Annotated in this window: 22 protein-coding genes; 19 read left to right on the forward strand and 3 right to left on the reverse strand. The window is 32.6% G+C overall.

Translation table 11 applies throughout. From position 1 onward, the window contains the following. Window positions 1-8: 8 nt before the first annotated feature. The 6 genes from Q0891_RS01460 (at window position 9) to Q0891_RS01485 (ending at window position 5,880) form a co-directional block, all read left to right on the forward strand. Window positions 9-1,115 (forward strand): ABC transporter permease, encoded by a 1,107-nt coding sequence (locus Q0891_RS01460; protein WP_299098286.1) that lies wholly within the window; start codon window positions 9-11, stop codon window positions 1,113-1,115. A 76-nt stretch (window positions 1,116-1,191) separates the two neighbouring features. After that, window positions 1,192-2,052: an ABC transporter ATP-binding protein gene (locus Q0891_RS01465; RefSeq protein ID WP_299098287.1), complete on the forward strand. Its 861-nt coding sequence runs from the start codon at window positions 1,192-1,194 to the stop codon at window positions 2,050-2,052. Further along, the gene (locus Q0891_RS01470; protein WP_299098288.1) at window positions 2,049-2,879 is read left to right on the forward strand and encodes an ABC transporter ATP-binding protein; all 831 of its coding nucleotides are present in this window, start codon (window positions 2,049-2,051) and stop codon (window positions 2,877-2,879) included. Before Q0891_RS01465 ends, Q0891_RS01470 begins: the two co-directional genes overlap by 4 nt. Before the next feature lie 147 nt (window positions 2,880-3,026). Then, window positions 3,027-4,295, forward strand: coding sequence for an alginate export family protein (locus tag Q0891_RS01475; protein ID WP_299098289.1), 1,269 nt, complete (start codon window positions 3,027-3,029; stop codon window positions 4,293-4,295). A 208-nt stretch (window positions 4,296-4,503) separates the two neighbouring features. Beyond that, window positions 4,504-5,346 carry an EcsC family protein gene (locus Q0891_RS01480; RefSeq protein WP_299098290.1) on the forward strand — a complete coding sequence of 281 codons (843 nt, stop codon included), beginning with the start codon at window positions 4,504-4,506 and terminating at the stop codon, window positions 5,344-5,346. Between the two features lie 333 nt (window positions 5,347-5,679). Then, window positions 5,680-5,880 (forward strand): hypothetical protein, encoded by a 201-nt coding sequence (locus Q0891_RS01485; RefSeq protein WP_299098291.1) that lies wholly within the window; start codon window positions 5,680-5,682, stop codon window positions 5,878-5,880. Here Q0891_RS01485 and Q0891_RS01490 read toward each other — a convergent pair. Further along, window positions 5,877-6,467, reverse strand: a complete 591-nt coding sequence (locus tag Q0891_RS01490; RefSeq protein ID WP_299098292.1) for a riboflavin synthase — start codon at window positions 6,465-6,467, stop codon at window positions 5,877-5,879. The genes Q0891_RS01485 and Q0891_RS01490 overlap by 4 nt on opposite strands. A 135-nt stretch (window positions 6,468-6,602) precedes the next feature. On the opposite strand from Q0891_RS01490, the gene pdxA reads away from it, so the two are divergent. From pdxA to Q0891_RS01555, 13 genes are all read left to right on the forward strand, one after another. Then, entirely contained in the window at window positions 6,603-7,643 is a 1,041-nt protein-coding gene (gene pdxA / locus Q0891_RS01495; RefSeq protein ID WP_299098293.1) for a 4-hydroxythreonine-4-phosphate dehydrogenase PdxA, read from the forward strand. Between the two features lie 79 nt (window positions 7,644-7,722). Beyond that, window positions 7,723-8,262, forward strand: a complete 540-nt coding sequence (locus Q0891_RS01500) for a DUF177 domain-containing protein (protein WP_299098758.1) — start codon at window positions 7,723-7,725, stop codon at window positions 8,260-8,262. A gap of 8 nt (window positions 8,263-8,270) precedes the next feature. After that, complete coding sequence (gene rpmF / locus Q0891_RS01505; protein ID WP_157364235.1) at window positions 8,271-8,474, forward strand: 50S ribosomal protein L32; 204 nt, start codon at window positions 8,271-8,273, stop codon at window positions 8,472-8,474. A 177-nt stretch (window positions 8,475-8,651) separates the two neighbouring features. Further along, a complete protein-coding gene (locus Q0891_RS01510; RefSeq protein WP_299098294.1) occupies window positions 8,652-9,647 on the forward strand; it encodes a beta-ketoacyl-ACP synthase III in 996 nt (331 codons plus the stop codon). 31 nt (window positions 9,648-9,678) lie between these two features. After that, a complete protein-coding gene (gene accB / locus Q0891_RS01515; RefSeq protein WP_299098295.1) occupies window positions 9,679-10,158 on the forward strand; it encodes an acetyl-CoA carboxylase biotin carboxyl carrier protein in 480 nt (159 codons plus the stop codon). A gap of 87 nt (window positions 10,159-10,245) precedes the next feature. Then, a complete protein-coding gene (gene accC / locus Q0891_RS01520) occupies window positions 10,246-11,598 on the forward strand; it encodes an acetyl-CoA carboxylase biotin carboxylase subunit (protein ID WP_299098296.1) in 1,353 nt (450 codons plus the stop codon). A gap of 144 nt (window positions 11,599-11,742) precedes the next feature. Beyond that, entirely contained in the window at window positions 11,743-14,427 is a 2,685-nt protein-coding gene (locus Q0891_RS01525) for a reprolysin-like metallopeptidase (RefSeq protein WP_299098297.1), read from the forward strand. 65 nt (window positions 14,428-14,492) lie between these two features. Beyond that, window positions 14,493-15,605, forward strand: coding sequence for an FAD-binding oxidoreductase (locus tag Q0891_RS01530; RefSeq protein WP_299098298.1), 1,113 nt, complete (start codon window positions 14,493-14,495; stop codon window positions 15,603-15,605). 9 nt (window positions 15,606-15,614) lie between these two features. Next, entirely contained in the window at window positions 15,615-16,322 is a 708-nt protein-coding gene (mtgA, locus tag Q0891_RS01535; RefSeq protein ID WP_299098299.1) for a monofunctional biosynthetic peptidoglycan transglycosylase, read from the forward strand. 159 nt (window positions 16,323-16,481) lie between these two features. Next, a complete protein-coding gene (locus Q0891_RS01540; protein WP_299098300.1) occupies window positions 16,482-17,159 on the forward strand; it encodes a hypothetical protein in 678 nt (225 codons plus the stop codon). A 26-nt stretch (window positions 17,160-17,185) separates the two neighbouring features. Further along, on the forward strand, window positions 17,186-19,393 hold the full coding sequence (locus Q0891_RS01545; protein WP_299098301.1) for a DUF1573 domain-containing protein: 2,208 nt from the start codon (window positions 17,186-17,188) through the stop codon (window positions 19,391-19,393). Between the two features lie 19 nt (window positions 19,394-19,412). After that, a complete protein-coding gene (locus Q0891_RS01550) occupies window positions 19,413-20,846 on the forward strand; it encodes a hypothetical protein (RefSeq protein ID WP_299098302.1) in 1,434 nt (477 codons plus the stop codon). 38 nt (window positions 20,847-20,884) lie between these two features. After that, window positions 20,885-21,340, forward strand: coding sequence for a 3-oxoacyl-ACP synthase (locus tag Q0891_RS01555; protein WP_299098303.1), 456 nt, complete (start codon window positions 20,885-20,887; stop codon window positions 21,338-21,340). A 118-nt stretch (window positions 21,341-21,458) separates the two neighbouring features. Here the strand turns inward: Q0891_RS01555 and Q0891_RS01560 are convergent, their stop codons facing one another. Both Q0891_RS01560 and Q0891_RS01565 read right to left on the reverse strand, forming a co-directional pair. Further along, window positions 21,459-22,865, reverse strand: a complete 1,407-nt coding sequence (locus Q0891_RS01560; protein WP_299098304.1) for an RtcB family protein — start codon at window positions 22,863-22,865, stop codon at window positions 21,459-21,461. A 620-nt stretch (window positions 22,866-23,485) separates the two neighbouring features. Next, the gene (locus tag Q0891_RS01565; protein WP_299098305.1) at window positions 23,486-24,586 is read right to left on the reverse strand and encodes a slipin family protein; all 1,101 of its coding nucleotides are present in this window, start codon (window positions 24,584-24,586) and stop codon (window positions 23,486-23,488) included. Window positions 24,587-25,050: the final 464 nt, after the last annotated feature.

Raw genomic sequence — 25,050 nt, forward strand, 5'->3', positions numbered from 1 at the left:
AATAAATTATGAAGCAAAGTTTAACATTAGGAAAGGTTACTAAATTTATAGGATTAGGCTTTTTAAGCACTATTAAAGATTTATTTACAGGTAACATAGATAAGGAAGACTTTAAAACCTTACTACGTAAAACTATTGTGCCACTTGCCTCTATTTTATTATTTATTGGGCTTTGGCATATGGGAGCAAAGGCGCTCTATAATAAAGAAGCAGATTTTAAAATTGAAAAAGCTTTAACAGATCAAGGTCAAGCTGCAGCAGATGCTATGGAGGCTTGTATAGCTTCGGGAGATGTAAGTTGTAAGCCAAATACTTTGCCTTCACCATCTCAAGTATGGGATTCTTATAAGTCTCTTTTAAGGGATCACAATATTATAGCTGCAGATAAAGCTGCTTTCAAAGAAAAGACAGCCGCTTTAAATGAAAAACGTGTGGCAGATGGATTAGATGAAATTACTTATACAGGAAGACCTTCTTTTGTGGATCAAATATTTAGAAGTTTAAAAACAGTTTTTGCTGGCTTTTTATTGGCTTTATTAATAGCAGTTCCGTTAGGAATTTTTATAGGATTAAGTCCTACTTTAAAAAGTGCGTTTAACTGGTTTATTCAAATTTTTAAACCTGTATCTCCAGTAGTATGGTATTTACTTGTATTTATGATTGTAAAAACATTGTTAATAGATTCTAACGAAGATAGTTCTTTTACGATCTCATTCATTAGTGTTGGGTTGTGTTCAATGTGGGCAACTTTAGTTAATACGGCAATGGGAGTTTCTTCTGTAGATAAAGATTATATCAATGTTGCTAAAGTATTGAAATTGGGATCTTTTCAAAAAATTTTCAAAGTTGTATTGCCTTCATCATTACCTCTAATTTTTACAGGGTTAAAAATAACGTTGTCTGTAGCTTGGATGGTATTAATTGCTATTGAGCTGTTGGCCCAAAGTCCTGGTTTAGGATTATTTGTTTGGGAAGAATTTCAGAATGGAGCAAATGACTCTAATGCAAAAATAATTGTTGCGATGTTTGTTATTGGGATAATTGGCTTCCTATTAGATCGATTGATGTTAACCATACAAAATTGGGTGTCTTTTGATAAAACAGATGCGATTTAATAATATGGAATTGTTTGAATAGTTAATCGTGAAATTGGTTTAACTAATAACAAATCAACCATTAAACAGAATTAAAATGGCGTACTTAGAATTAAATAATATATATAAAACATACGGTCAAGGTGATACCGAAGCCGAAGTCTTATCTAATATAAATTTATCCATAGAGGAAGGGGAATTTGTTGCCATTGTTGGCTTTACAGGAAGTGGGAAAACAACCTTAGTAAACCTTATAAATGGATTAATAGAACCAACAAAAGGCGAGGTGCTCTTTAAAGGAGAGCCAGTTTCTGGAACAAGTCATGAGCGAGGTGTTATTTTTCAAAATTACTCGTTGTTGCCTTGGTTAACCGTTGGTCAAAATGTTTATATGGCAGTAAAGGAAGCTTTTCCTAAAAAGAGCAAAAAAGAATTGCAAGAGATTGTGGCTGATTATGTAGAAATGGTTAGTCTAACACCAGCAATTAATAAACGCCCAAAGGAATTATCTGGTGGTATGCGTCAGCGTGTTGCGGTTGCGAGAGCATTAGCAATGAAACCAGAAATGATTATTATGGACGAACCTTTAGGAGCATTAGATGCTTTGACAAGAGGTAATTTGCAAGATGAAATTTTAAATATTTGGGGAAAAGAAAAACGAACAGCTTTGTTAATTACTAATGATGTAGATGAAGGCATTTACATGGCAGACCGCATAATTCCATTACGTCCAGGACCAAATGCAACTTTAGGACCAGAATTTAAAATCGATATCGAGCGTCCACGAGATAAAACGGAATTGAATGATAATGCAAACTTCAAGAAAACTCGTAATGCAATCATTGAATATTTAATGGATATTGGTGAGGAAAGAAAATCAGATTCTATTGAAGAAATAATACTACCGGATTTAAGCCCAAAAGATTTTGTTAATCAGTTTAAATATAAAATATTATGAGTACTATAATTGAACAAAACCAGTCTAATATTATTACTGATAATGGTCTTTTTCCTTCTAATGAAGTGATGCTAGATCTAAAAAACCTCAAGAAAGTTTATCCAACTCCAAAAGGGGATTATGTTGTTCTTGAAGATTTAAATCTTCAAATTAGAAAAGAAGAGTTTGTTACTATTATTGGCCATTCAGGTTGTGGTAAAACAACTATGCTTTCAATGATAGCCGGCTTAAATCCTATTTCGGGAGGTCGTATTTCAGTTTTAGGAAAACAGATTAAAGGACCAGGACCAGATAGAGGTGTTATTTTTCAGGCACCAAGTTTAATGCCTTGGATGACGGCTTTACAAAATGTGTTATTAGGAGTGAATCAGGTTTTTCCTCATGCTACAAAAGCACAACGAAATGATATAGCTAAATATTATTTACAGAAGGTAGGACTAGAAGATGCCTTTAATAAAAGAGCTTCAGATCTATCACAAGGTATGCAACAACGTGTTGGCATTGCAAGAGCATTCGCCATAAAACCTAAAGTACTGCTATTAGATGAGCCTTTTGGGATGTTAGATTCTTTAACGCGAGGAGAGCTTCAAGATATTCTGATTGAAATTTGGAACAAGGAAAAAATTACAGCTGTTATGATTACGCACGATGTTGATGAAGCAATTTTCCTAGCAGACAGAGTGGTTATGATGACAAGTGGACCTAAAGCAAAAATTGGAGATATATTAGATATAGAATTTGAAAGACCTAGAACTCGAAAATCAGTCTTAGAGCACGACGATTACTACAAATACAGAAAACACTTAATAGACTTCTTAGAGCACTAATAAGTAAATAACAAAACATTTAATCAGCATTAAATAGGCTATTGAAAAAGAGGATTTTTCAGCAGTACAGGGCGACTACAACCTTAAAACAACCAAAAAATGATACCTAAAAACTCAAAAAATAATTCAAACTTAAAAACAAGAATCATGAAAAAACAATATGCCTTATTAGCCTTTGTAGCATTATTCATACAATTTGCTCAGGCGCAATTTAGTTTAGATGGTCAGTTTAGACCTCGTACAGAATATAGAAACGGATTTGGAAGTTTAATTGCTGATGATGCAGATGCGGGATTCGGAATTTCAACTCGAGTAAGATTAAATGCGGGCTTTAAAACAGACGCTTATAAGTTTTATTTAAGTTTACAAGACGTGATGGTTTGGGGAGAAAACAGACAGCTTTTACCATATGATCAAAATAATTCTTTTGCAATATTTGAAGCATGGGCAGATATTAAATTAGGTGAAGGCTTCTCAACTAAAATTGGTCGTCAAGCCTTGTCTTATGATGATCAACGCATTTTAGGTGGATTAGATTGGGCACAACAAGGAAGAAACCATGATGCAGCTTTACTCAAGTATACTAAAGATAGCTTTAAATTAGATTTTGCTTTAGCTTTCAACCAAGACTATAGTAACCCAACAGGTTTTGTTTCTGCAGGAACATCTTACGATACTACTGGTTTTTTCTCGTATAAAACCATGCAAATGCTACATTTAAGTAAAAAATGGTCTAAATTTTCTGGAAGTTTATTGTTAATGAATAATGGTTTTCAAGAATATGAAGACGACGGAACAACCGCAGATGGAACAAGTAGTTTACAGACGATTGGTACACATTTAAAGTATAATTCAGGGAAATTAGGTGTGGCAGCTAATGCTTACTTACAGGCAGGTCAAAGACAAGGTGAAGTAGATATTAAAGGTGCTCATTTACTGAGTTTAGACTTAACTTATAAATCGTCAGACAAAGTGACTTTTGGAGCTGGTGTTGAGGTTATTAGTGGGAATGATGGCGATGCGGGTGAAACAGGAGCGTTCTTTCCTTTATACGGAACAAACCACAAGTTTAATGGATTTATGGATTATTTCTACGTAGGTAATCATGCAAATTCAATTGGTTTAGTAGATATACATGCGAGTGCAAATTTTAAATTAGGTGAAAAATCTAGTTTATTAGTGAAAGCTTTAAATTTTAGTGGCGAACAAGAGTTGGCAAGTGGAGAAAAATCTTTAGGTACAGAAGTAGATTTGGTATTTAAGCAAAAATTTAAAGGATATGCATTGGTATTGGGATATTCTCAAATGTTTGCTAGTGATGGAATGTATGATTTAAAAGGAGTAACTGAAGATGCCGCAGCAGGAAGTCAAAATTGGGCTTGGGCAATGCTGGTTATTAAGCCTAAGTTTCTTTAATCGATAATTTTTGGATACTGATTTATTTCTGAATTTAGAACTAGTTTTAACTATGTAATAGTTCTTAGTGTTGTTAAAATGGAGTTTTGAATTTAAGCCAAGAATTAAGTTAAACCTTTTGAGAAATCAAGAGGTTTTCTTAATTTACAGTTATTGCTAATGTAACGATTACTGCAAAGTATCGACATATTAAGGTAAACGTAAAATAATGGATATAGTCCCAAATACAATTTCGTCAGAAGACAATGACGCTTTAATAAAAGCGAAAATGAGTATGCACAACTTAAGTTGGGCGATTAGAAATGTAAATAAGGTTGGTAATACCGTTGAAACAGGAATAAAGTTTGTGCCAGAAAAAATTTTATTAAAAGTTCAAAAAATTACGGAATCTGTATTATTGAAAATAGTGAAAGCTAATTTGCTTACAATACAGAAAAACAAAACGTTTAAAAAGCCATCTAAAAACACCTATAAAGGTATTGTTACCAGTACGGGAGCTATAAGTGGTTTTTTTGGTTCATCTACTGGTTTTGGTACTGCTATATTTGCTTCAGAGGTAACTTTAACAACTAAGTTTTTAATGCGAAGTATAATGGATATTGCGCGTAGTGAAGGAGAGGATATTTATACGCTAGAAGGACAAATGGCTTGTTTGCAAGTCTTTGCCTTAGGTGGTGGTTCTAAAAATGATGATGATTTAGAGGCAAGTTATTATACGACTAGATTAGCTTTAAATTCTACCATAAATAATGTTTCTGCTTCAGGTATTAAAATCACACTAGATAGTTTAGCAAAAGGCGCTGGCATTTTAGGGTCAAATGCTATAGGGAACTTTTTATCTAGTATTGCCACGCGTCTTAGTTTACTTATAAGTGAAAAGTTTTTAGCGCAAGCTGTTCCTGTTATTGGAGCCATAGGTGGAGGCGGATTGAATTATGTATTTGTGGATCATTTTCAGAACATGGCAACTGCTCACTTTACCATAAGACGTTTAGAAAGAAAATATGGCGAAGCAAAAATTAAGGAAGTGTTTCAAGATATTAAAATTTAAAATATTAATTTTCAAACAATTAAATATTTTTTTGTTCTTACCTATAATAAATATTTTGAATTTGTGTTTAAGTATTGATTAAACATGAAGTTTCTTTAAATTTGAAATTATAAGCGTAGAAATTATTGAAAAGTAATTGCTATTAGTAGTGTTTTGGGTAAAAAATTAATATTATATTTGCGTGAAATACCACGGAAAATGTAAGTATCTTCCCTAAAACAGCTTCATTTTTTGGTATTTCATCGAGAATAATTACCATTCAAAGATGTTTTTTAGTTAAATTAATTTTGTAAACTGAATAATTTTAATACTTTTACACCATTAAATAATAGAATGCAAAACAAAAATATGTTAGCCTCTGTCTTAGTTTTTTTTGTAGGTTTCGCATCTATGGCGCAAAGCACTGCACCACCACCACCTATTCCACCACCACCACCAGGTTTACCTATTGATAATGGTATTATCGTTTTATTTGTTTTAGCTCTTGGTTTTGGTGCTTACAAAGCGTACACGGTATCTAAAAAAACAGCTTAGTTTCTTAGGTCGTTAAGTCGTTTTACGTATTTCCCAATAACATCAAATTCTAAGTTTACATTATTACCAATTTTTAAGGATTTAAAAGTGGTATGATTATACGTGTAAGGAATAATAGCAACAGAAAACTGGTTGGTTTTAGAATTAACAACAGTTAAACTTACGCCATTTATAGTGATAGAACCTTTTTCTATAGTTATATTATTAAGTGCTTGGTCGTATTCAAAAGTATATTCCCAACTTCCATCATTTTCATTAACACTTATACATTTGGCAGTTTGATCTACATGACCTTGAACAATATGGCCATCTAAGCGATCACCAAGCTTCATTGCACGTTCAAGATTAATATATTCGTCATTTTTTAAATGCCCTAAATTCGTTTTATCTAAAGTTTCCTTAATTGCCGTAACCGTATATTGATCTCCATCAATTTTAACAACCGTTAAACAAACACCATTATGTGCTACGCTTTGATCTATTTTTAATTTACCAGTAATTGAGGATTGTACAGTGATATGAAGATTTCCACTGTCTTTCTTTAATGTTTTAATGATACCTAAATTTTCTATAATCCCTGTGAACATAAATTGTACTTTATTTAGTTTAAATTTGCAGCAACAAAGTTAATCCCATTTTACGAGAAAACGTTGTATCTAAAAGAAAACGCATCTTATAGATTATAATTTTGTTAATTTCTATAAATATTTAGTACATAATATATGAAGCAAATAGAATCAGTAATTGTAGGTATTTCAGTAGGAGACCTCAATGGTATTGGTCCAGAGATTATTATAAAAGCTTACGAAGACCCAAGAACATTAGAGCTTAGTACGCCAGTGATTTTCGCGTCAGGTAAAATTATGCAGTTTTTTAAAAGTCATTTTAAGAGTAAAATAAATTTTTTCAATATAGATTCTCCTGATAAAGTTGCTGCAGGTAAAGTGAATGTAGTTAATGTTTGGGACGAACCAGTTAAAATAGATTTTGGTAAAGAAGATAAAAAAATTGGAGAATATGCAATTAAATCTTTAGAGGCTGCAACTAACGCTTTAAAAGATGGTTTAATAGATGTATTGGTAACTGCTCCTATAAATAAACACAACATACAATCCGAAAAATTTAATTTTCCTGGCCATACAGATTATTTAGCAAAAGCTTTAAACGGAAAAAGTTTAATGTTTATGGTGTCAAATGATCTTAGAGTTGGTCTTTTAACTGATCATGTTCCACTTAAAGAAGCAAGTGAAAAAATCACGAAAGAACTAATAAACGAAAAAATAAATACGGTTTCGAAATCTTTGAAACAAGATTTCGGAATTAGAAAACCAAAAATAGCAGTACTGGCTATAAATCCTCACGCAGGTGATAATGGTGTCATAGGAGATGAAGATGATAAAATTTTAAAACCAGCATTAGAGAAAATTAAGTCAGAAGGCAATTTAGTTTATGGACCATATTCAGCAGATAGCTTTTTCGGATCTAATACCTACAAGAAATTTGATGCAATTTTAGCGTCATATCATGATCAAGGTTTAATTCCATTTAAAACAATAGCCTTTGGAGAAGGTGTAAATTACACGGCAGGCTTAAATAAAGTAAGAACATCACCAGATCACGGAACAGCATATGAAATAGCAGGAAAAGGGATTGCAGATGAAGGTTCATTGAAGCATGCCATTAATACTGCAATACAAATTTTTAGGAGTCGTAAAGAGTATGATCAGTTCAGTAAAAACCCGTTAAAAAAGCAGTCGAGATAGTTATAAACAAAATTTGTTGATATCTAGGCTTTAAATAATTAAAATTTTATATATTTGCAGGCTCAAATTGAGAGTGATGATGAAGGCATTAAAATCTTATACAATACCTTTTGTAGGTTTAAAAATAGGAGAGCATCATTTTGATTATCAAATTGATAACACGTTCTTTAAGCATTTTGAATACGACGAATTCAACGCAGTTGATGTTAAAATTGACCTTAAATTCGAAAAAAAATCAACATTATTGGAGTTGTATTTTTCGGCTAAAGGTACAATTAATCTTAATTGCGATGTTACAAACGAACCTTATAACCAAGCAATTGATGACAATTTTAAACTAGTTGTTAAGTTTGGAAATGAGTATAACAATGATAATGAAGATATATTAATCGTACCACATGGAGAATATGAAATAAATGTGGCTCAGTATATATATGAACTTATTATTTTGGCGGTTCCTATAAAACGAATTCATCCAGGTATAGAAGATGGCACATTGCAATCAGATATACTTTCAAAATTAGAAGAATTAAGTCCTAAACAGGATAATGAAACAAAATCATCTGAGGAAATTGATCCTCGTTGGAATAATTTAAAAAAACTATTAACGGATAAATAACATTTAAAATGGCACATCCAAAGCGTAAAATATCGAAAACAAGAAGAGATAAAAGAAGAACACATTATAAAGCTTCTGTACCTCAAATAGCAACTTGCCCAACAACTGGTGAGCCACACTTATACCATAGAGCACACTGGCACGAAGGTAAATTATATTACAGAGGTCAAATATTAATTGACAAATCTGTTGAAGAAGAAAACGTAGCATAAGTATTATGCATGCATACAAGAAAACGCTCCATTGGGAGCGTTTTTTTTGTTATTATTTTTTCAATAGCGCAAAAACCACTTAATTTGCGTTATTATTTGCTATAAATCGATAAAAATTGAATAAAACAGATCAAATTTTGTCAATTTTCTATACTTTTAATTTTCTAAATCCTAACAATGAGTAAAATCACAGCGGCAATTACAGCAGTCGGAGGCTATGTACCAGAATATGTTTTATCGAACAAAGTTCTTGAAACAATGGTAGAAACTAATGACGAATGGATTACTACAAGAACTGGTATTAAAGAACGTAGAATTCTTAAAGAAGAAGGAAAAGGGACTTCCTTTTTAGCTATTAAGGCAGCAGAAGATTTAATACAGAAAAAAGGATTAGATCCTAAAGAGATTGACTTAGTAATTGTATGTACAGCAACTCCAGATATGAAAGCTGCTGCTACTGCATCGTATACAGCAACTCAAATAGGAGCCGTTAATGCATTTTCTTACGATTTAGAAGCAGCGTGTTCGAGTTTTTTATTCGGTATGTCAACGGCATCTGCCTACATTGAGTCTGGTAGATATAAAAAAATTCTTCTTATTGGTGCAGACAAAAATTCTTCATTTATTAATTATGAAGATAGAGCAACATGTATCATCTTTGGTGATGGAGCAGGCGCAGTTCTGTTTGAACCTAACGAAGAAGGTTTAGGGTTGCAAGATGAACTACTAAGAAGTAATGGTGAAGGAAGAGATTTTCTTCAGGCAACTTATGGAGGTTCTTCATACCCAATAAACGAAAATACATTCAAAGAAGGAAAGCATTATATTTTTCAAGATGGAAAAACAGTTTTTAAAAATGCTGTTTTCAATATGGCAGATGTAGCAGAGAAAATAATGAAAAGAAATGACCTAACAAACGATGATATTGAGTGGTTGGCAGCACATCAAGCTAACAAACGTATTATTGATGCTACTGCGAATAGAATAAATTTAGAAGACGAGAAAGTAATGATGAATATTCAGAAGTATGGTAATACTACGTCTGCAACATTACCATTATTATTATTTGATTACGAATCACAACTTAAAAAAGGTGATAATATTATATTTGCTGCTTTTGGTGGCGGATTTACTTGGGGCTCAATTTATTTTAAATGGGCTTATAATTCCTAAACAATTAACTAACTAAAAATATCTAAAAACTATGGATATAAAAGAAATACAAAACTTAATTAGGTTTGTAGCTAAATCGGGTGCAAGTGAAGTTAAGTTAGAAATGGATGATGTAAAAATTACCATTAGAACAGGTTCAGATGACACTACAATTGTGCAGCAAGTACCTATGCAAGCTGCTCCTGTTTTACAACAACAAATACCAGTACAACAGGCTGCACCAGCTCAAGAAGTTCCTGCTGCTGCACCAGTAGCAACAGAAGATTCTAAATATATTACTATAAAGTCGCCAATTATTGGTACTTTTTATCGCAAGCCATCTCCAGACAAGCCTGTTTTTGTAGAAGTTGGTACAGATATTAAAGAAGGTGACGTTCTTTGTGTTATTGAAGCTATGAAGTTATTCAATGAGATAGAGTCTGAAGTATCAGGAAAAATTGTAAAAGTTTTAGTGGATGATTCATCACCAGTAGAATTTGATCAGCCATTATTCTTAGTTGATCCTTCATAAATTTTAGGTTTAGAAGTTTTAGTATACGTTTAAATAGACATATTTAAGCATTTGTTGCTAAACAATAAACTCTTAAACTCAAAAGACATGTTTAAAAAAATACTAATTGCCAATAGAGGTGAAATAGCTCTTAGAGTTATTAGAACCTGTAAAGAAATGGGTATCCGTACTGTTGCAGTTTATTCTACGGCAGATGCAGAAAGTCTTCATGTTAAATTTGCAGACGAAGCTGTTTGTATAGGGCCTCCTTCTAGTACAGATTCTTACCTTAAAATATCAAATATTATTGCCGCTGCAGAAATTACAAATGCAGACGCTATTCATCCTGGTTATGGGTTTTTATCTGAAAATGCAAAATTCTCAAAAATTTGTGAAGAGCATGGAATAAAATTCATTGGAGCATCTGAAGAGATGATTGATCGAATGGGTGATAAAGCCAATGCAAAAGCAACAATGAAAGCAGCTGGTGTACCATGTGTTCCCGGAAGTGAAGGTGTTATTCAATCTTATGAAGAATGTGTAATCCTTGCAGAAGAAACCGGTTATCCAGTAATGTTAAAAGCATCAGCAGGTGGTGGTGGAAAAGGTATGCGTGCCGTTTGGAAACCAGAAGATTTACAAAATGCGTGGGAATCTGCAAGATCAGAATCTAAAGCAGCATTTGGAAATGACGATATGTATATGGAGAAGCTTATTGAAGAGCCTAGACATATAGAAATCCAAATTGTAGGTGATTCTCGTGGAAAAGCTTGTCATTTATCTGAACGTGATTGCTCAATTCAAAGACGTCATCAAAAATTAACGGAAGAAGTACCTTCTCCGTTTATGACAGATAAATTGAGAACTAAAATGGGTAAAGCGGCTGTAAAAGCTGCCGAATTTATAAAATATGAAGGTGCTGGTACAGTTGAGTTTCTTGTAGACAAACATAGAAACTTCTATTTCATGGAAATGAATACACGTATCCAAGTAGAACATCCAATTACAGAGCAAGTTATTGATTTCGATTTAATTCGTGAGCAAATATTAGTTGCAGCAGGTGTGCCAATTTCTGGTAAAAATTACTTACCACAATTACACTCTATAGAATGTAGAATAAATGCAGAAGATCCGTTTAACGATTTTAGACCTTCTCCAGGAAAAATTACCACACTACACGCACCAGGTGGTCATGGAGTTAGATTAGATACACATGTTTATGCAGGATATAGCATACCACCAAATTATGACTCTATGATTGCGAAACTTATTACAACAGCTCAAACGAGAGAAGAAGCTATTAATAAGATGAAACGTGCTTTAGATGAATTTGTAATAGAAGGTATAAAAACAACCATTCCTTTTCACAGGCAATTAATGGATCATCCAGATTATATAGCTGGTAATTATACCACTAAATTTATGGAAGATTTTAAGTTGCAAGATGCAATTGAAGACTAAAAATAAGCCCAAACTGAATAAGTTTGGGTTTTTTATTTAAGCCCTTTACTTATTAAAAAAACGGCTTCAATTGAATGAGATTTAGGCATTTTTTGATAATCGAATAAATACAATTAACTTTAAGGATTGTAAAAAAATATAACTATGAATAAAATTTACGTAATTAAAACAACACTATTGTGTGTATTGTTTTTCTCTATGTCTGTTAATGCTCAGAATTCTAACGAATTATGGTCAAGCGTTAGTGAAGACAAAGCAATGCAATCTGAGCAAGTTTTTAGAAAGATTACATTAAAGACTGAAAAGTTCTTCAAATTAAATCTGGATGAATTAAAGTTAACATTGCAAAATGTTGGTAACAGGCAACAAAAAGGAAATACAATAATTGGTTTTCCAAACTCTAATGGAGAACTTAAAAATTATAGAGTATTTGAAACACCTATGATGGAGTCAGAGCTTCAGGCAGAATATCCTAATACCAGAACATATGCTGGTCAAGGAATTGATAATCCTTCAGAGATTATTAGATTTAGTATAACATCTAAAGGATTTCATGCTATGTTTTTAAATACAGCGAATGGAACACAATTTATTGACCCATTTTCAGCGGATGGAAATATTTATACTGTCTATTCTAGACAAAATCTTGAAGAGTTAAATTCAGATTTTGAATGTGGTGTTATTGACGATGAAAGATTGTATAATACAGAAGCTACATCTTTAGCCAAAAATGCTGATGATGGTATGTTAAGAAATTACAGACTTGCTGTAGCTTGTACAGGAGAATACACTGCATTTCATGGCGGCACTGTAGCCGATGCTATGGCTGCAATTGTGGTAACAATTAATAGAGTTAATGGTGTTTATGAAAGAGATTTATCTATTACCATGACGTTAGTTTCTAATAACACTAGTATAATCTATACAGATGGTAGTACAGACCCATTTAGTAATGATAGTACTAACGCTTTAATTAATCAAAGTCAAACTCAAATTAGTAACACTATTGGTTCTGGAAATTATGATGTAGGACACACGTTTAGTACAGGAGCTGGTGGATTAGCAGGTTTAGGCGTTACTTGTAATAACAATAACAAGGGAAGAGGAGTAACTGGTGTTAATCAGCCTGTTGGTGATTCTTTTGATATTGATTACGTAGCTCATGAATTAGGCCATCAATTTGGTGCGCCACACACTTTTAATGGATCTGTTGGTAGTTGTGCTGGAGGTAACAGATCTGCCTCTAATGCTTATGAACCAGGGAGCGGATCTACAATTATGGCATATGCTGGTATTTGCGGATCAGATAATGTACAAATAGGTAGTGATGATTATTTTCATCAGAATAGTATTTTTAGAATATGGAATCACGTCACAGGTACAGGTTCTTGTCCTGTAAATAGAACAGCAACAGGGAACTCAGAACCAATAGCTAATGCAGGTTCAAATTATACTATTCCTCAAGGTACACCATATAAATTAGATGGTAGCGCTTCAACTGATGTAGATGGAACAGCTTCTTTAACTTACACTTGGGAACAATATGATTTAGGATCAGCAGGTGTGCCAACAGAAACAACGACTACTGGACCATTAGTAAGAACTTTTCCTGGGACATCAAATCCTACACGTTATATTCCAAGACTTTCAGATATTATAACTGATGGAGGTGTATCTACAGATTGGGAAAAATTAGCCGCAGTAAATAGAAACTTAAATTTTGTTTTAACCGTTAGAGATAATGATGCAAGTGGAGGACAAACAGATTCTGATAATATGACTGCAACAGTGACAACATCTGCTGGGCCTTTTACTGTGACGTCTCAGAACTCAAGTGGAATTTCTTGGGAAATTGGTACGTCTCAAACCGTAACTTGGGATGTTTCTGGTACTACAGCAAATGGAGTTAATGAAGCAAATGTTAATATATTACTATCAACAGATGGTGGTTTAAATTTTGATACTGTTTTAGCAAGTAATACGCCAAACGATGGCTCGCAAAATATTACGGTACCAAATGTATCTTCTTCTAACTGTAGAATTATGGTTGAGGCTGCAAACGGCATTTTTTTTAACGTGAATAGCAATAGTATTGCTATAGGCGTAGATATAATTTGTACAACTTTTGCGTCTGGTGCTTTAACTTTAGCTATACCAGATGGTGCAGGTGCTAACTCGGCAGGAACTGCTGTAGGTAATACAATTAACGTTTCAGATTCTGGTACAATATCAGATTTAAGAGTATCCGTAGATATTACACATTCTTATATTGGTGATTTGTTATTACAATTACAACATCCTGACGGTGTAAATTTTGTGAATATTTGGAATAGAAATTGTAACACAACAGCTTTTGGAAATATTGACATAACGTTTAAGGATGGAGAACCGGCAATTACTTGTGCTAGCCCAACTGTTGGTTTAGCAGCTCCAGAAAATGCTTTAAGCAGTTTTAATGGCTTAGATATGAATGGTGATTGGACACTTGTTTTGGTTGATTTCTTTAATGGTGATACAGGTACTTTAAACAATTGGTCAATGGAATTCTGTACAGAATCTTTAAGTGTGGTAGAAAATGAATTAGACAATTTAAGCATATATCCAAATCCAAATAATGGAGAATTCAATATAGGGTTTAATCCTACTTCTGGAGACGCTATTTCAATAGATGTTTATGATATTAGAGGCCGTTCTATTTATAAAAATGTTTATGATAATACAGGTCGTTTTGAGGAAACTATTCAACTTAGTAATGCTCAGGCTGGCGTTTATATGCTAATGATTTCTGACGGTTCACAAAAAGTGACCAAGAAAATTATAGTAGAATAAAATTATTATGTATACTTTAAAAGCTCCTAATTTTAGGAGCTTTTTTTATGGAAAATAATGTCGTTATGAATTTATCGTATTGGGAAACAAAAACGTGGCTAACTAACATTGATTTTACAATTGTTGGTAGTGGCATTGTAGGTCTAAATTGTGCTTTACAATTAAAACAGCGTTTTCCTAAATCAAAGATTTTAATTCTTGAAAAAGGAATTCTTCCACAAGGCGCAAGTACCAAAAATGCAGGTTTTGCTTGTTTTGGTAGCCTAAGCGAGATTATTGATGATTTACAATCTCATTCGAAAGAAGAGGTTTTAGAATTGATTAAAAAACGAATAAATGGACTTCAAATTCTTCGTGAAAATTTAGGAGATAAAACAATTGATTATCAGAATTTAGGTGGTTACGAATTATTCTTAGAATTAGACAAAACACTTTATGATACTTGTAAAAGTGAGCAAAGCGCCATTAATAAACTTTTGTTCCCAATTTATAATGCGAATGTGTTTTTGTTTAAAGACAATGATTTTGGCTTTAAAAATATAAAATCAGACTATTGTTTTAATCCATTTGAAGGACAAATTGATACCGGAAAAATGATGAGTGCTTTATTGAAAAAAGTGCAGTCTTTGGGCATAAAAATTCTGAATAACATAACGGTTGAATCTTATGCTGAAGATGTCAATGCAGTAACAATAAAAACGAACCAATTTGAATTAAAAAGCAAGAATTTATGTATTGCAACCAATGGGTTCGCTAGGCATCTTAATTTAGAAAAAGTGCAACCAGCAAGAGCACAAGTTTTAATCACAAAACCTATAGATAATTTACATATTAAAGGTACGTTTCATTTGGACCAAGGTTACTATTACTTTAGAAATATAGATAATAGAGTATTACTTGGTGGTGGACGACACTTAGATTTTAAAACAGAAGAAACCACTGTATTTGCGCAAACAGAAATTATTCAAAATAAGCTTGAAGACTTATTAAAAACAACTATTTTGCCAACTACAAATTTTGAAATTGACTATAGATGGTCTGGCATTATGGGTGTTGGAAAACAAAAAAATCCTATTGTACAACAACTATCTAATCATGTGTTTTGCGGCGTGCGTTTAGGAGGTATGGGAATTGCGATTGGTAGTTTAGTAGGTAAGGAATTAGCAGATTTAGCATAATTAATGGTAATGAAATTATTAAAACGACTATTTAGATTTATTTTTAAAATTCTTATTTGGTTGGTTATCTGTTCTATTGGATTGGTTTTTTTATTTAAATGGGTTGCTGTACCAGTAACTCCTTTAATGATAATTCGTAATGTTGAAAAAACGGATGTAAACGATAAAGGTTGGGAGCATAAATGGGTTTCAATTGAAGCGATTTCAACTAATTTACAAAAAGCCGTCATCTGTAGCGAAGATCAGTTCTTTTTAAAGCACAATGGATTCGATTTTAAAGCTATTGAGAAAGCTTACGAGAATAATAAAAAAGGCAAAAGACTTAAAGGTGCAAGTACCATCTCTCAACAAACTGCTAAAAATGTATTTCTATGGCCTAATAGAAGTTGGTTGCGTAAAGGATTGGAGACTTATTTTACATTTTTAATTGAATTAATCTGGACAAAAGAACGCATTATGGAAGTCTACCTAAATAGTATAGAAATGGGTCCAGGTATTTATGGAGCAGAAGCAGCCGCTCAGTATTGGTTTAAAAAATCAGCTTCGAATTTATCTAAATATGAGGCGGCAGCTATTGCTTCAGTTTTGCCAAGTCCTTTACGATATAAAGCAAATCCGGCAACAACATATATAGAAAGTAGAAAATCTTGGATTGTAAAACAAATGGGATATTTCGGAGTTTTAAAGTATTCAAAATCTAAAGAGAAACAGAAATAAAGTGTAAAGTTTAAGTATGCTTGTAACGAGATGGCCATTTCTTAGACATATTAGTGATTATTATTCGGTTTAGTCTTAAAGCCCTTGTAATTATTACTATTTTTGAAATCAGTTTTGTCCTGTAATACAATTTTAGCCCATTAAAATCGAGACCTTAGCATGAAAAGATTTTTCAATTTCTTTATAATTATAGTAAGCTTAACCCTGTTTTCGAGTTGTTTTGAAATTCTCGAAGAAATTAAATTAAATGCAGATGGAAGTGGCGAAATGCTGGTAACATTTAATTTAAGTAAAAGTAAATCTAAAATTGCATCCATAATGCTTTTGGATAGTGTTAATGGTTACAAAGTGCCTTCAAAAGAAGATATAGGTTTGGCTTTAAAAGAGGCAAAAAGTCACCTTAAAACTATAGAGGGTATTTCTAACATAAAGACGACTTCAGACTTTGATAATTATATTTTTACTATTTCATGTGATTTTAGCTCTACAGCTAATTTAGATGCTGTGTTTAAAGACTTAATTAGTAAGCACAACAAAAAGAGTAAAACAAATTTTAATACCACCAATTTCTCCTATAGTGCTAACAGTTTTAAACGCACATTTTCTTATGATGAGAGTGTTAAAAGAAGCTTTTATAAATTAAAGAGTGAGGATCGTGAAATTTTTGACGATGCTAACTATACAAGTATTTACAGGTTTGAGAATGATGTAGAACAAGTCTCTAATTCAAATGCAAAAGTATCTCCTAATAAAAAAGCCGTCTTCTTAAAAGTAGATTTAATGTCTTTAATCTTAGGAGAAAAAAACATTACAAATTCAATTCAATTATCTAAATAATAAAACTACCCAATCCAACTTATCACATGAAAAAAATATTACTATTTACCTATCTATTCTGTATTACATTAACTATTGGCGCACAAGATTTAATATCTAAAATACCAAAGGATGCTAAAGCAGTTATTGCTATAAAAGGAAAAAATGTAACTGATTTAGTCTCTGTAGCTGAGTTTGAAAATTCAAAAATTGGAAAAGTTTTCCTGAAAGAAATGATTAAAGAAACTGACGGACAAGTATCTAACCTAAATGAATTAGGGTTCGATTTAAAACGTAGTTTTTATTACTTTATGACGTCTGATTCTTTGAGTTTAAAACATAATTTTTTAGTACCTCTAAAGGATAAATCTGGTTTTGAAAAATTAATGCCAGAACGAGAAAAGAAGAATGTAATTACAGAAGGGGATTTGTCTTATTTTGTAGATTCTTATGACAATATGGTAATGATGTGGAATGATAATGTATTGCTATTTACATTATCTCAAGAAACATACACCAACGATTATTATGGTTATAACGATTACAGCATAGAAGAAGCTGTAGTAGAAGACGTGGTAGATGAAGCATATTCTTATCCAGTAATGGAGTTTGCAGAAAATCATCATGATTTTGGAGTCATTTCTCAAGGAAGCGAAGTTTCTCATTCCTTTAAATTCACAAACACAGGTGATGCAGATTTAGTTATCACAGATGCAAGAGCTAGTTGTGGTTGTACTGTACCAGAGTATCCAGTTACTGCTATGAGTCCTGGTGAATCTGGTGAAATTATAGTTAAGTTTAATAGTAAAAGCAGATCGGGTTCTCAATACAAAACCATAACCTTAACAACCAATACAGAAAATGGTGTTGAGAAGCTAACTATAGATTCTTTTGTAAGTGATGACGAAACGGTTATAGAAGAAACAGAAGTTGAAGAAATCGTTATGGAATCTGCTGAAGTAGAAATAGAAGAAACGGTTATAGAATCAACGGAATACGAGCCGTCTTCTTATAATGATGATTATTACGAGAATTTAAGGAAGGAGAGAGAAGCCAAAAAATTAATAAGCGATAAAGCTTTAATTGCCTATGCAAAAGCAACAATGCAAGCAAATTATGCTAATGGTTCTATTTTAAAAAATACAAAATATGTAAAAGCAGTTGGCAATGGTAAAGATGAAGCTACAGCTTGGATTGGTGATCTTAGTTCTATTTATTCAGATATATTACAACAAGCTTCTTATGGTTTAGGTTCGGATTATTTAGGATTATACAATGGTTTTCAAAAGTTTTATGGAGATATGTCTCTTAGCTCTAAGCTTAATTTTGAGAAAAATCATGTGTCTCTAAAAACAAATTATACCATGAATAATGAAATGGCCAAATACACAGAGGCTATGTATAATGGTAAAATGAATTCTAACTTTTTTAAATACTTTAATGAAGATAAAATGTTAGGATATTTTTCTGTGAATATGAGTACAAAAGGCATTTTAGAAGCTTATCCGGAGATGATGAGCAAAATGTTTGAAGGTTATGACGATAACGAAGTTGCAGAATTTTTGCCAATTGGTATGGACATTTTATCCTTATTATTAGATGAAGAAGGTGCGGCAAAAATATTAAGAGGCGATATGCTTTTCGTTCTTACAGAAATGAAAGAAAGAGAATTAACATATACAACTTATGAGTACGATGAAAACTATGAAAGAGAAGAAGTAACTAAAACTAAAAAGGAAACATTACCAGGTTTTTTAATGATGGTAACGTCTTCTGAAGGTGATTTGTTTCATAAATTAATGAAAATAGCAGTAAAGGAAAGTAGAGGCGAAGTTACTTTAAATGCTAACGGAATTTACCAGCTAAATACAAATGAATTACCTTTTGCTTTAAATGTAATGTTTAAGGATGATGCTATTCTTTTAGGAACATCTTTTGAAGATATGGTTGCAATTAAAACCGGAAAATTCGATAGTAAAGTGAGCGGGAAACATAAAAGCCTAATTAAAAAGAACTCTAGTGCAATCTATGTAAATGGTAAAGAAATCGCAGCTACATTTCCAAGAGAAATTATGCCTAATGATTTTAAAGAAAGAATAGATTTTATTGCAGAAAACACAGAAGATGTCATTTTTAAAACAGGAAAAGTTAAGAATAACGCTATGGAAGGTGAGATGATTTTAAACACACCAGAAAAAGGAAATAGCAATAGTTTAGCCTATTTTTTAAATATGATTAATGCGTTAATGGATTAATTTTTAAACTCAAATACTTTTGAAAAAATTCCTAAAAATAACCCTATCAATACTTCTATTAGTATTGTTAGGGTATTTTGGTTATACCCATTTTAAGAAAACATCTGTTTTACTAAATGTTATCCATAAAGATGCAGAAACTGTTATAAAAGTTGGCGTACATAACATTACAAAAACACTAGTTTTAGATGCCTTAACATCGCCAAGTTATTATTGGGAAAACACAAAATCATACAAAGACAAGGATAAAGACGATTCAAAAAAAGATGACGATATAGGTGTAGACATACAGCCATATTCAATAGCCTTTTATACCATTAAAAGTATTGATAACACCTTTTTTACCACGTTTAAAATTGAAGATTCAGAGGCTTTTGAAAAGTATATAACAAAATATGCTAAAGAAAAATCTAGTACCATTACAAGTGACGAAAAAGGTTATAAAACACTAGTTTTAGAAAAGTCTAAACTGATTTTAGCTTGGAACTCAGAAAAAATTGCCACAGCTTTAACTTTAGATACACCTTTAGATAAATTAGAAACTGTTTTTGAAGACGTCCTCTTAAAAGATAAACTTATCACTGACGAGAATCATAGTCTCATTGAGAAGTTAAGTGACGCAACAGACCATATTGTGTTTGTAAATAAAGAAAGTTTAATAACCTTAAATTTTGAAGATAACAAAGCCGTAATAGGCGGCGATATTTTCACAAAGGATACAGATGCTTATAAAACTAACAATTCATATTCTGGTTTAAAAGACGCTTCATTAGAGTTATATTTTGATGCTAATTTTAACAAGGAGGAACATAAATCCTCATTGACAAATCGACTAAAAAACCTGTCATTTTTTACTAAAAACAATTTAGAGGTGTCTCAATTAGTAAACAAATCAAATGGAGTTTTTAGTTTAGGAATTAAAGGAAGAACACTTCAAAACGATACTATTATAAGTTACAAGTATGATGATAATTTTGAAAAAATAGAAGTAAAAAAACTACAAGAAAAAGAAGTGCCAAAAATTGCGATTGACTTAGGGATTCAGAAAAATGAAAGTCTAAATACATATCTTATAAATCAAGGTGCAATAGTAAATAGCGTTTTATTAAGTATACCTTACTACACCTTTTATGCAGAAGAGCGAGATAGCAAAATGTATTTTAATACCGCAAAATCGCATGTTGATACTAATGAAACAAACAGCTCTAGTTTTTTTAAATTTAATACGAATTTTAATCGATTGCAAGATGATATTCAAATACCAAGAGCCAACGAACTATTTTCTTTATTAGATGTTTTAAATATAGAAGCAAGCCAAGTAAAAGGTACTAACCAGATTAAAATAAAGGGAAACCTTTCAGGTAAAAATGAGGATATAAACATTGTTTCCCAAATTTTCTTTGGACTCCAAAAAAAGGAAACGGAAGACATTCTAAATAGTGATAATATTTAATTTTGAAATAACACTTTATAACCCAATGCGACATCATAATGACAAAGAACGTTAAACAAGATTTATACAATCAATGCCACGCTTTTATAGATGCTCGTTTTGAAGCTATCAGTAATACGATAACTGAAATTCAAATTTCTCTAACGTCCGAAACCAAAAGTAGTGCTGGTGATAAGCATGAAACTGGAAGAGCCATGTTGCAATTAGAACGCGAAAAAGCAGGTCATCAATTAGCAGAAATTGAAAAGCAAAAACAAATCCTTCAAAAAATAAATGTCGAAGCTAAACACCAAAAAGTAGCATTAGGTTCTGTAATAAAAACAACACAAGCCAATTATTTTATTGCTGTAAGTGCAGGTGAATTAATTGTGGATAATACAAAGTATTTTGCCATTTCTGCCGCAACGCCAATTGCAAAATTGTTATTGTCTAAAGGTGTTGATGATGCTATGGTTTTTAGAGGGAATGAATTTAAGGTAGTAGAGGTTTTTTAAAATTAAAAAGCAGACCAACCGAAGTCAGCCCACTTTTTCCCTTTCTAAGGTTAAATTGTAGACCTTGCAGTCCCGAAAGCTTTCGATATTGAAAACTAGCAGGTCTTATTTTTAAAGATTAATTTCTCTTTTTTGAGTTTCTACGTTTCTCTCGCCTAATCTTCCAAGGTGCATTTTTCTGCCAATCGCCAGCCATAATGCAACCATAAGGCACTACTTCATCAATGACTTTTCCTAGATTAAATTCGTCCATTTGTTGTCTAACCGCTTTGGCGTTTTTATAAGCAGATGGCAACTCAGTAATATCAATTTCTTTTGAAAAAAATCTAATATCTAATCCACGTGTTTCTTCTTTAAAGATTTGCATGGTTGTACCTGTTTTGCTTTTTCTATGCTGTGTTCTACTCACGTTTCTTCCTGCGCCATGTGGTGCAAAACCTAAATTAGTAGTTGTGGTGTTTCCTTCAACAATTAATACAGGTTCAGACATGTTTAACGGAATCAATCTTGGTCCTGTAATATCTGGCATAAACTTAGCATCTAAAGGTGTTGCGCCTTTAGCATGGTAAAATAAATCGCCATCCTTAAAGACAAAGTTATGTTCGTTCCAGTATCTGTTTTCAATTTTAATTTCTAAATTTTCAGCTACTGAATTATGCAATACTTCGTGATTGGTTTTTGTCCAATCTCTTATAATCTGCAAGGCATCCCAATACGCTTGTCCTTCTTCGGTTTCAAACGGAATCCAAGCATTTTGCTTTTTCGTATCTGGAGATAATTCTTTTCTGAAACGTTCGGCAATTTTCATGCCTTTGGTGTACAGTCTTGCTCCAGGACCTCTTGAACCATGATGGGTTACCAACATGGTGTTTCCTGTTTTTTTAGAGGTTCCAACAAACAAGAAATGATTACCATCGCCTTGTGTTCCTAAATGAGACCTTGCGATTTGAAGCATGTTCCCATCATTCAAAAAAAAGTTAGATTCAAAAGCGTCTAATAATTCCTTTGGAAATCTAAATTGTGAATCTCTATCGCGTCCACCAGGACCAAAATGTGTTATAGCATGTGCTGCATCTAAAATGTCTTTTGGTTCTGCTTTCCCGAAATCGGTTAGCATTACCGAACAGCAAATATCTGCACTATGCATTCCTGGATGAATGGCGTTTTTGGCCACTGCAACACCTCCAACTGGAATTGTTCCATCTGGCCCAGCAGGACAAGCATCTGGCATAATAGCACCATCTACTAATGTTGGTGTTTTCATTAAGGTTTGCATGGAATTAATCACTTTATCAACATTGTCTTTTTCTTCTTCGTTTTCTGCTTTAATGTTGATTGAAAATTCAATTGGCGTTTTATGTAATTCTATTGGGTCTGGCGATTTAAATTGCGCTAAGTATGTGTTTAAGGCGTCGCCTTCTAATTCATTTTTGTTGATATGAGTTAAGGCGTCTTTCATCCATTTGCCTTGTCTGTAACCTAAGGCTAATAAATCGTGACCGGTTAATTTTGTATTTGTTTTCATTTTTATTGTTTTGTCATTCTGAACTTGTTTCAGAATCTATTTTAATAACACTACAAATATTATAGTGTATTGCGCATTGTTTTTGCGTAGTTGTTTTTTTATCCTGCAAGGTTTCAAAAACCTGGTAGGTATTGTTTTTTGCCTTTCGTTCATTTTTTTCTTTACGTTCATTTTGCCTTGATGCAAACTGCGAAGCACATCACGAGTTCCATAAAATGAAAATTCACGAGTAAACGAACCAAAAAATCACGGTCAAGCCAAGGAATTTTCAGTTTTGCAAACTGAAACCGATTTGAAAACTTCGCGTCGAACTGCGTTCTCCTGATTTCGAAGCTTTTCTTCATCTATTCTGCGTCTTGACGTTCAATTCTACGAATTGATATAGGGCTTGAGTTTTTACTTAATTAAGTTTTTAACTTTTGTTTTGTTTGTCTTTCTTGTGTTTAAATGCTCGTTGCTGTGATAAAGCCCTTAGCTTGCTCTGCGTTAGCGATTGCAACGGCATCCTTTTTTATTTTTTTTAAAAAAGATATAGTGGAAAGCGCGACCCTCTGAAGCTTTTCTACAGCCTTCATAGCTTTTAGCGACGTTGGCTAGCGAAAGAGGGTAACGCCATAACACTACTTATTCACAGAGAAAATATCCTTTAATTGTTCAATAACGTTTCCGTTTCCGGCTACTGTAATTTCTCCAATTTTGTCGGCAATTTTCTCAACATATTCCATCTCTTTTAACTTGAACAACATGCTGTTGTCTTCCATTAATTTCGCGGTATTTAACAAGCTTCTTGTTGAGGCTGTTTCTTCTCGTCTTGTGACCACATTAGCCTGCGCTTTTTTGTGAGCAATCAATACTTGATTCATAATCTCTTTCATGTCGCCTGGTAAAATAACGTCTCGCAAACCTGCGTGCAACACATTTACACCTAACTTGTTGGCTTGTGTTTTTGCATCTTCTAAAACCGCTTTGGCAATCGTTTCCTTTTGCTCTAACAATTCGTCTAAGGTGTAAGCGCCAACAAATGCGCGCAATGCTAATTGCAAAATAATGTACAATTGCTTTTCGTAGTCTTTACTATGCATTAACGCCGTTTCTACATTAGTAACTTTGTATTGTGCGTAGAAATTAATACGAACGGTTGCTTTGTCTTTGGTTAACAATTCTTGACCTGCAACTTCTAATTGCAATTGACGCATATCTGCTTTAGATATTTTAATGGTCTGCTCGTTTCTCCAGAAATGGTAAGTACCATGTTCTAAGATTTTAACAAACTCATCATTAACAATCATAATTGCTTTTTCGTATGCTGCAACTTCAAACGTTCTAATGTGTTGACGCATTTGCATATTGCTGAACAAGACGTTTTTGATGTCTTCTGTGATTTCGATTTTACTTAAATCTGCAGTGACAAATTTGTAGTTTATTAAACCCTTCCAGAAGGTGTAACGACCTGCTTTTAATACGCTTTTAAAGTTGTTGTTTTCGTAAAGTAAAACAATTTCGTTATCCTTTACTTCTACAACGTGCAACATGTTGGCTAAAGTCTCATCTTTAAGCAAGATTTCTAATGCTTTTGGTGCACTGAAAGCTTGTGATAAGTCGTATTTTAAGACTTGCTCTCTAAAATTTATCCAATGTTTTCCTGGTGTAATAACGCGAGCGTAATTACCGTTTTTAAACACTAAACCTACTGTACCTGCATGAATTCTTACTCTATACATGATTTCTAATTTTTTGTTCTGAAGTTTTTATTTTTTGTTTCAGAACGGTTAAACATTTATAATAGAATTCTCTTTATGAGAATGACTATTCATTAAAATCCCGCTTTTCAGCGGGATTAGTTCAACCATCATTTTTGAATTCGTCCAAAGACTTTTCAAAAATGGGTTTCACTAACAGAGCGAAAGAAAACCATCTTTCTAACTACGGAAATACATGCGATTTAAAGGGTTTTTAAATTTTGTTTCTTGGATGATTTATCAATTTTGAAACAACAGTTTTTGTTATATCGTTTATTGAAAAATGAATCTTTAAAAGAAAACCTCAAACGGCTTTTAATACATCAGTATTTCAAGGTGTTTTCTAGACTGCATTTGCAACGTATTGCGTTTGCGAGTTTTAGTTCACTTTGTTTTTACCAATTAAAGTGTGGCGCACTTGGTAGTCTATTTTTAAAAGTGACCTT

This window comes from uncultured Winogradskyella sp., from assembly GCF_947498005.1.
GTDB lineage: Bacteria > Bacteroidota > Bacteroidia > Flavobacteriales > Flavobacteriaceae > Winogradskyella.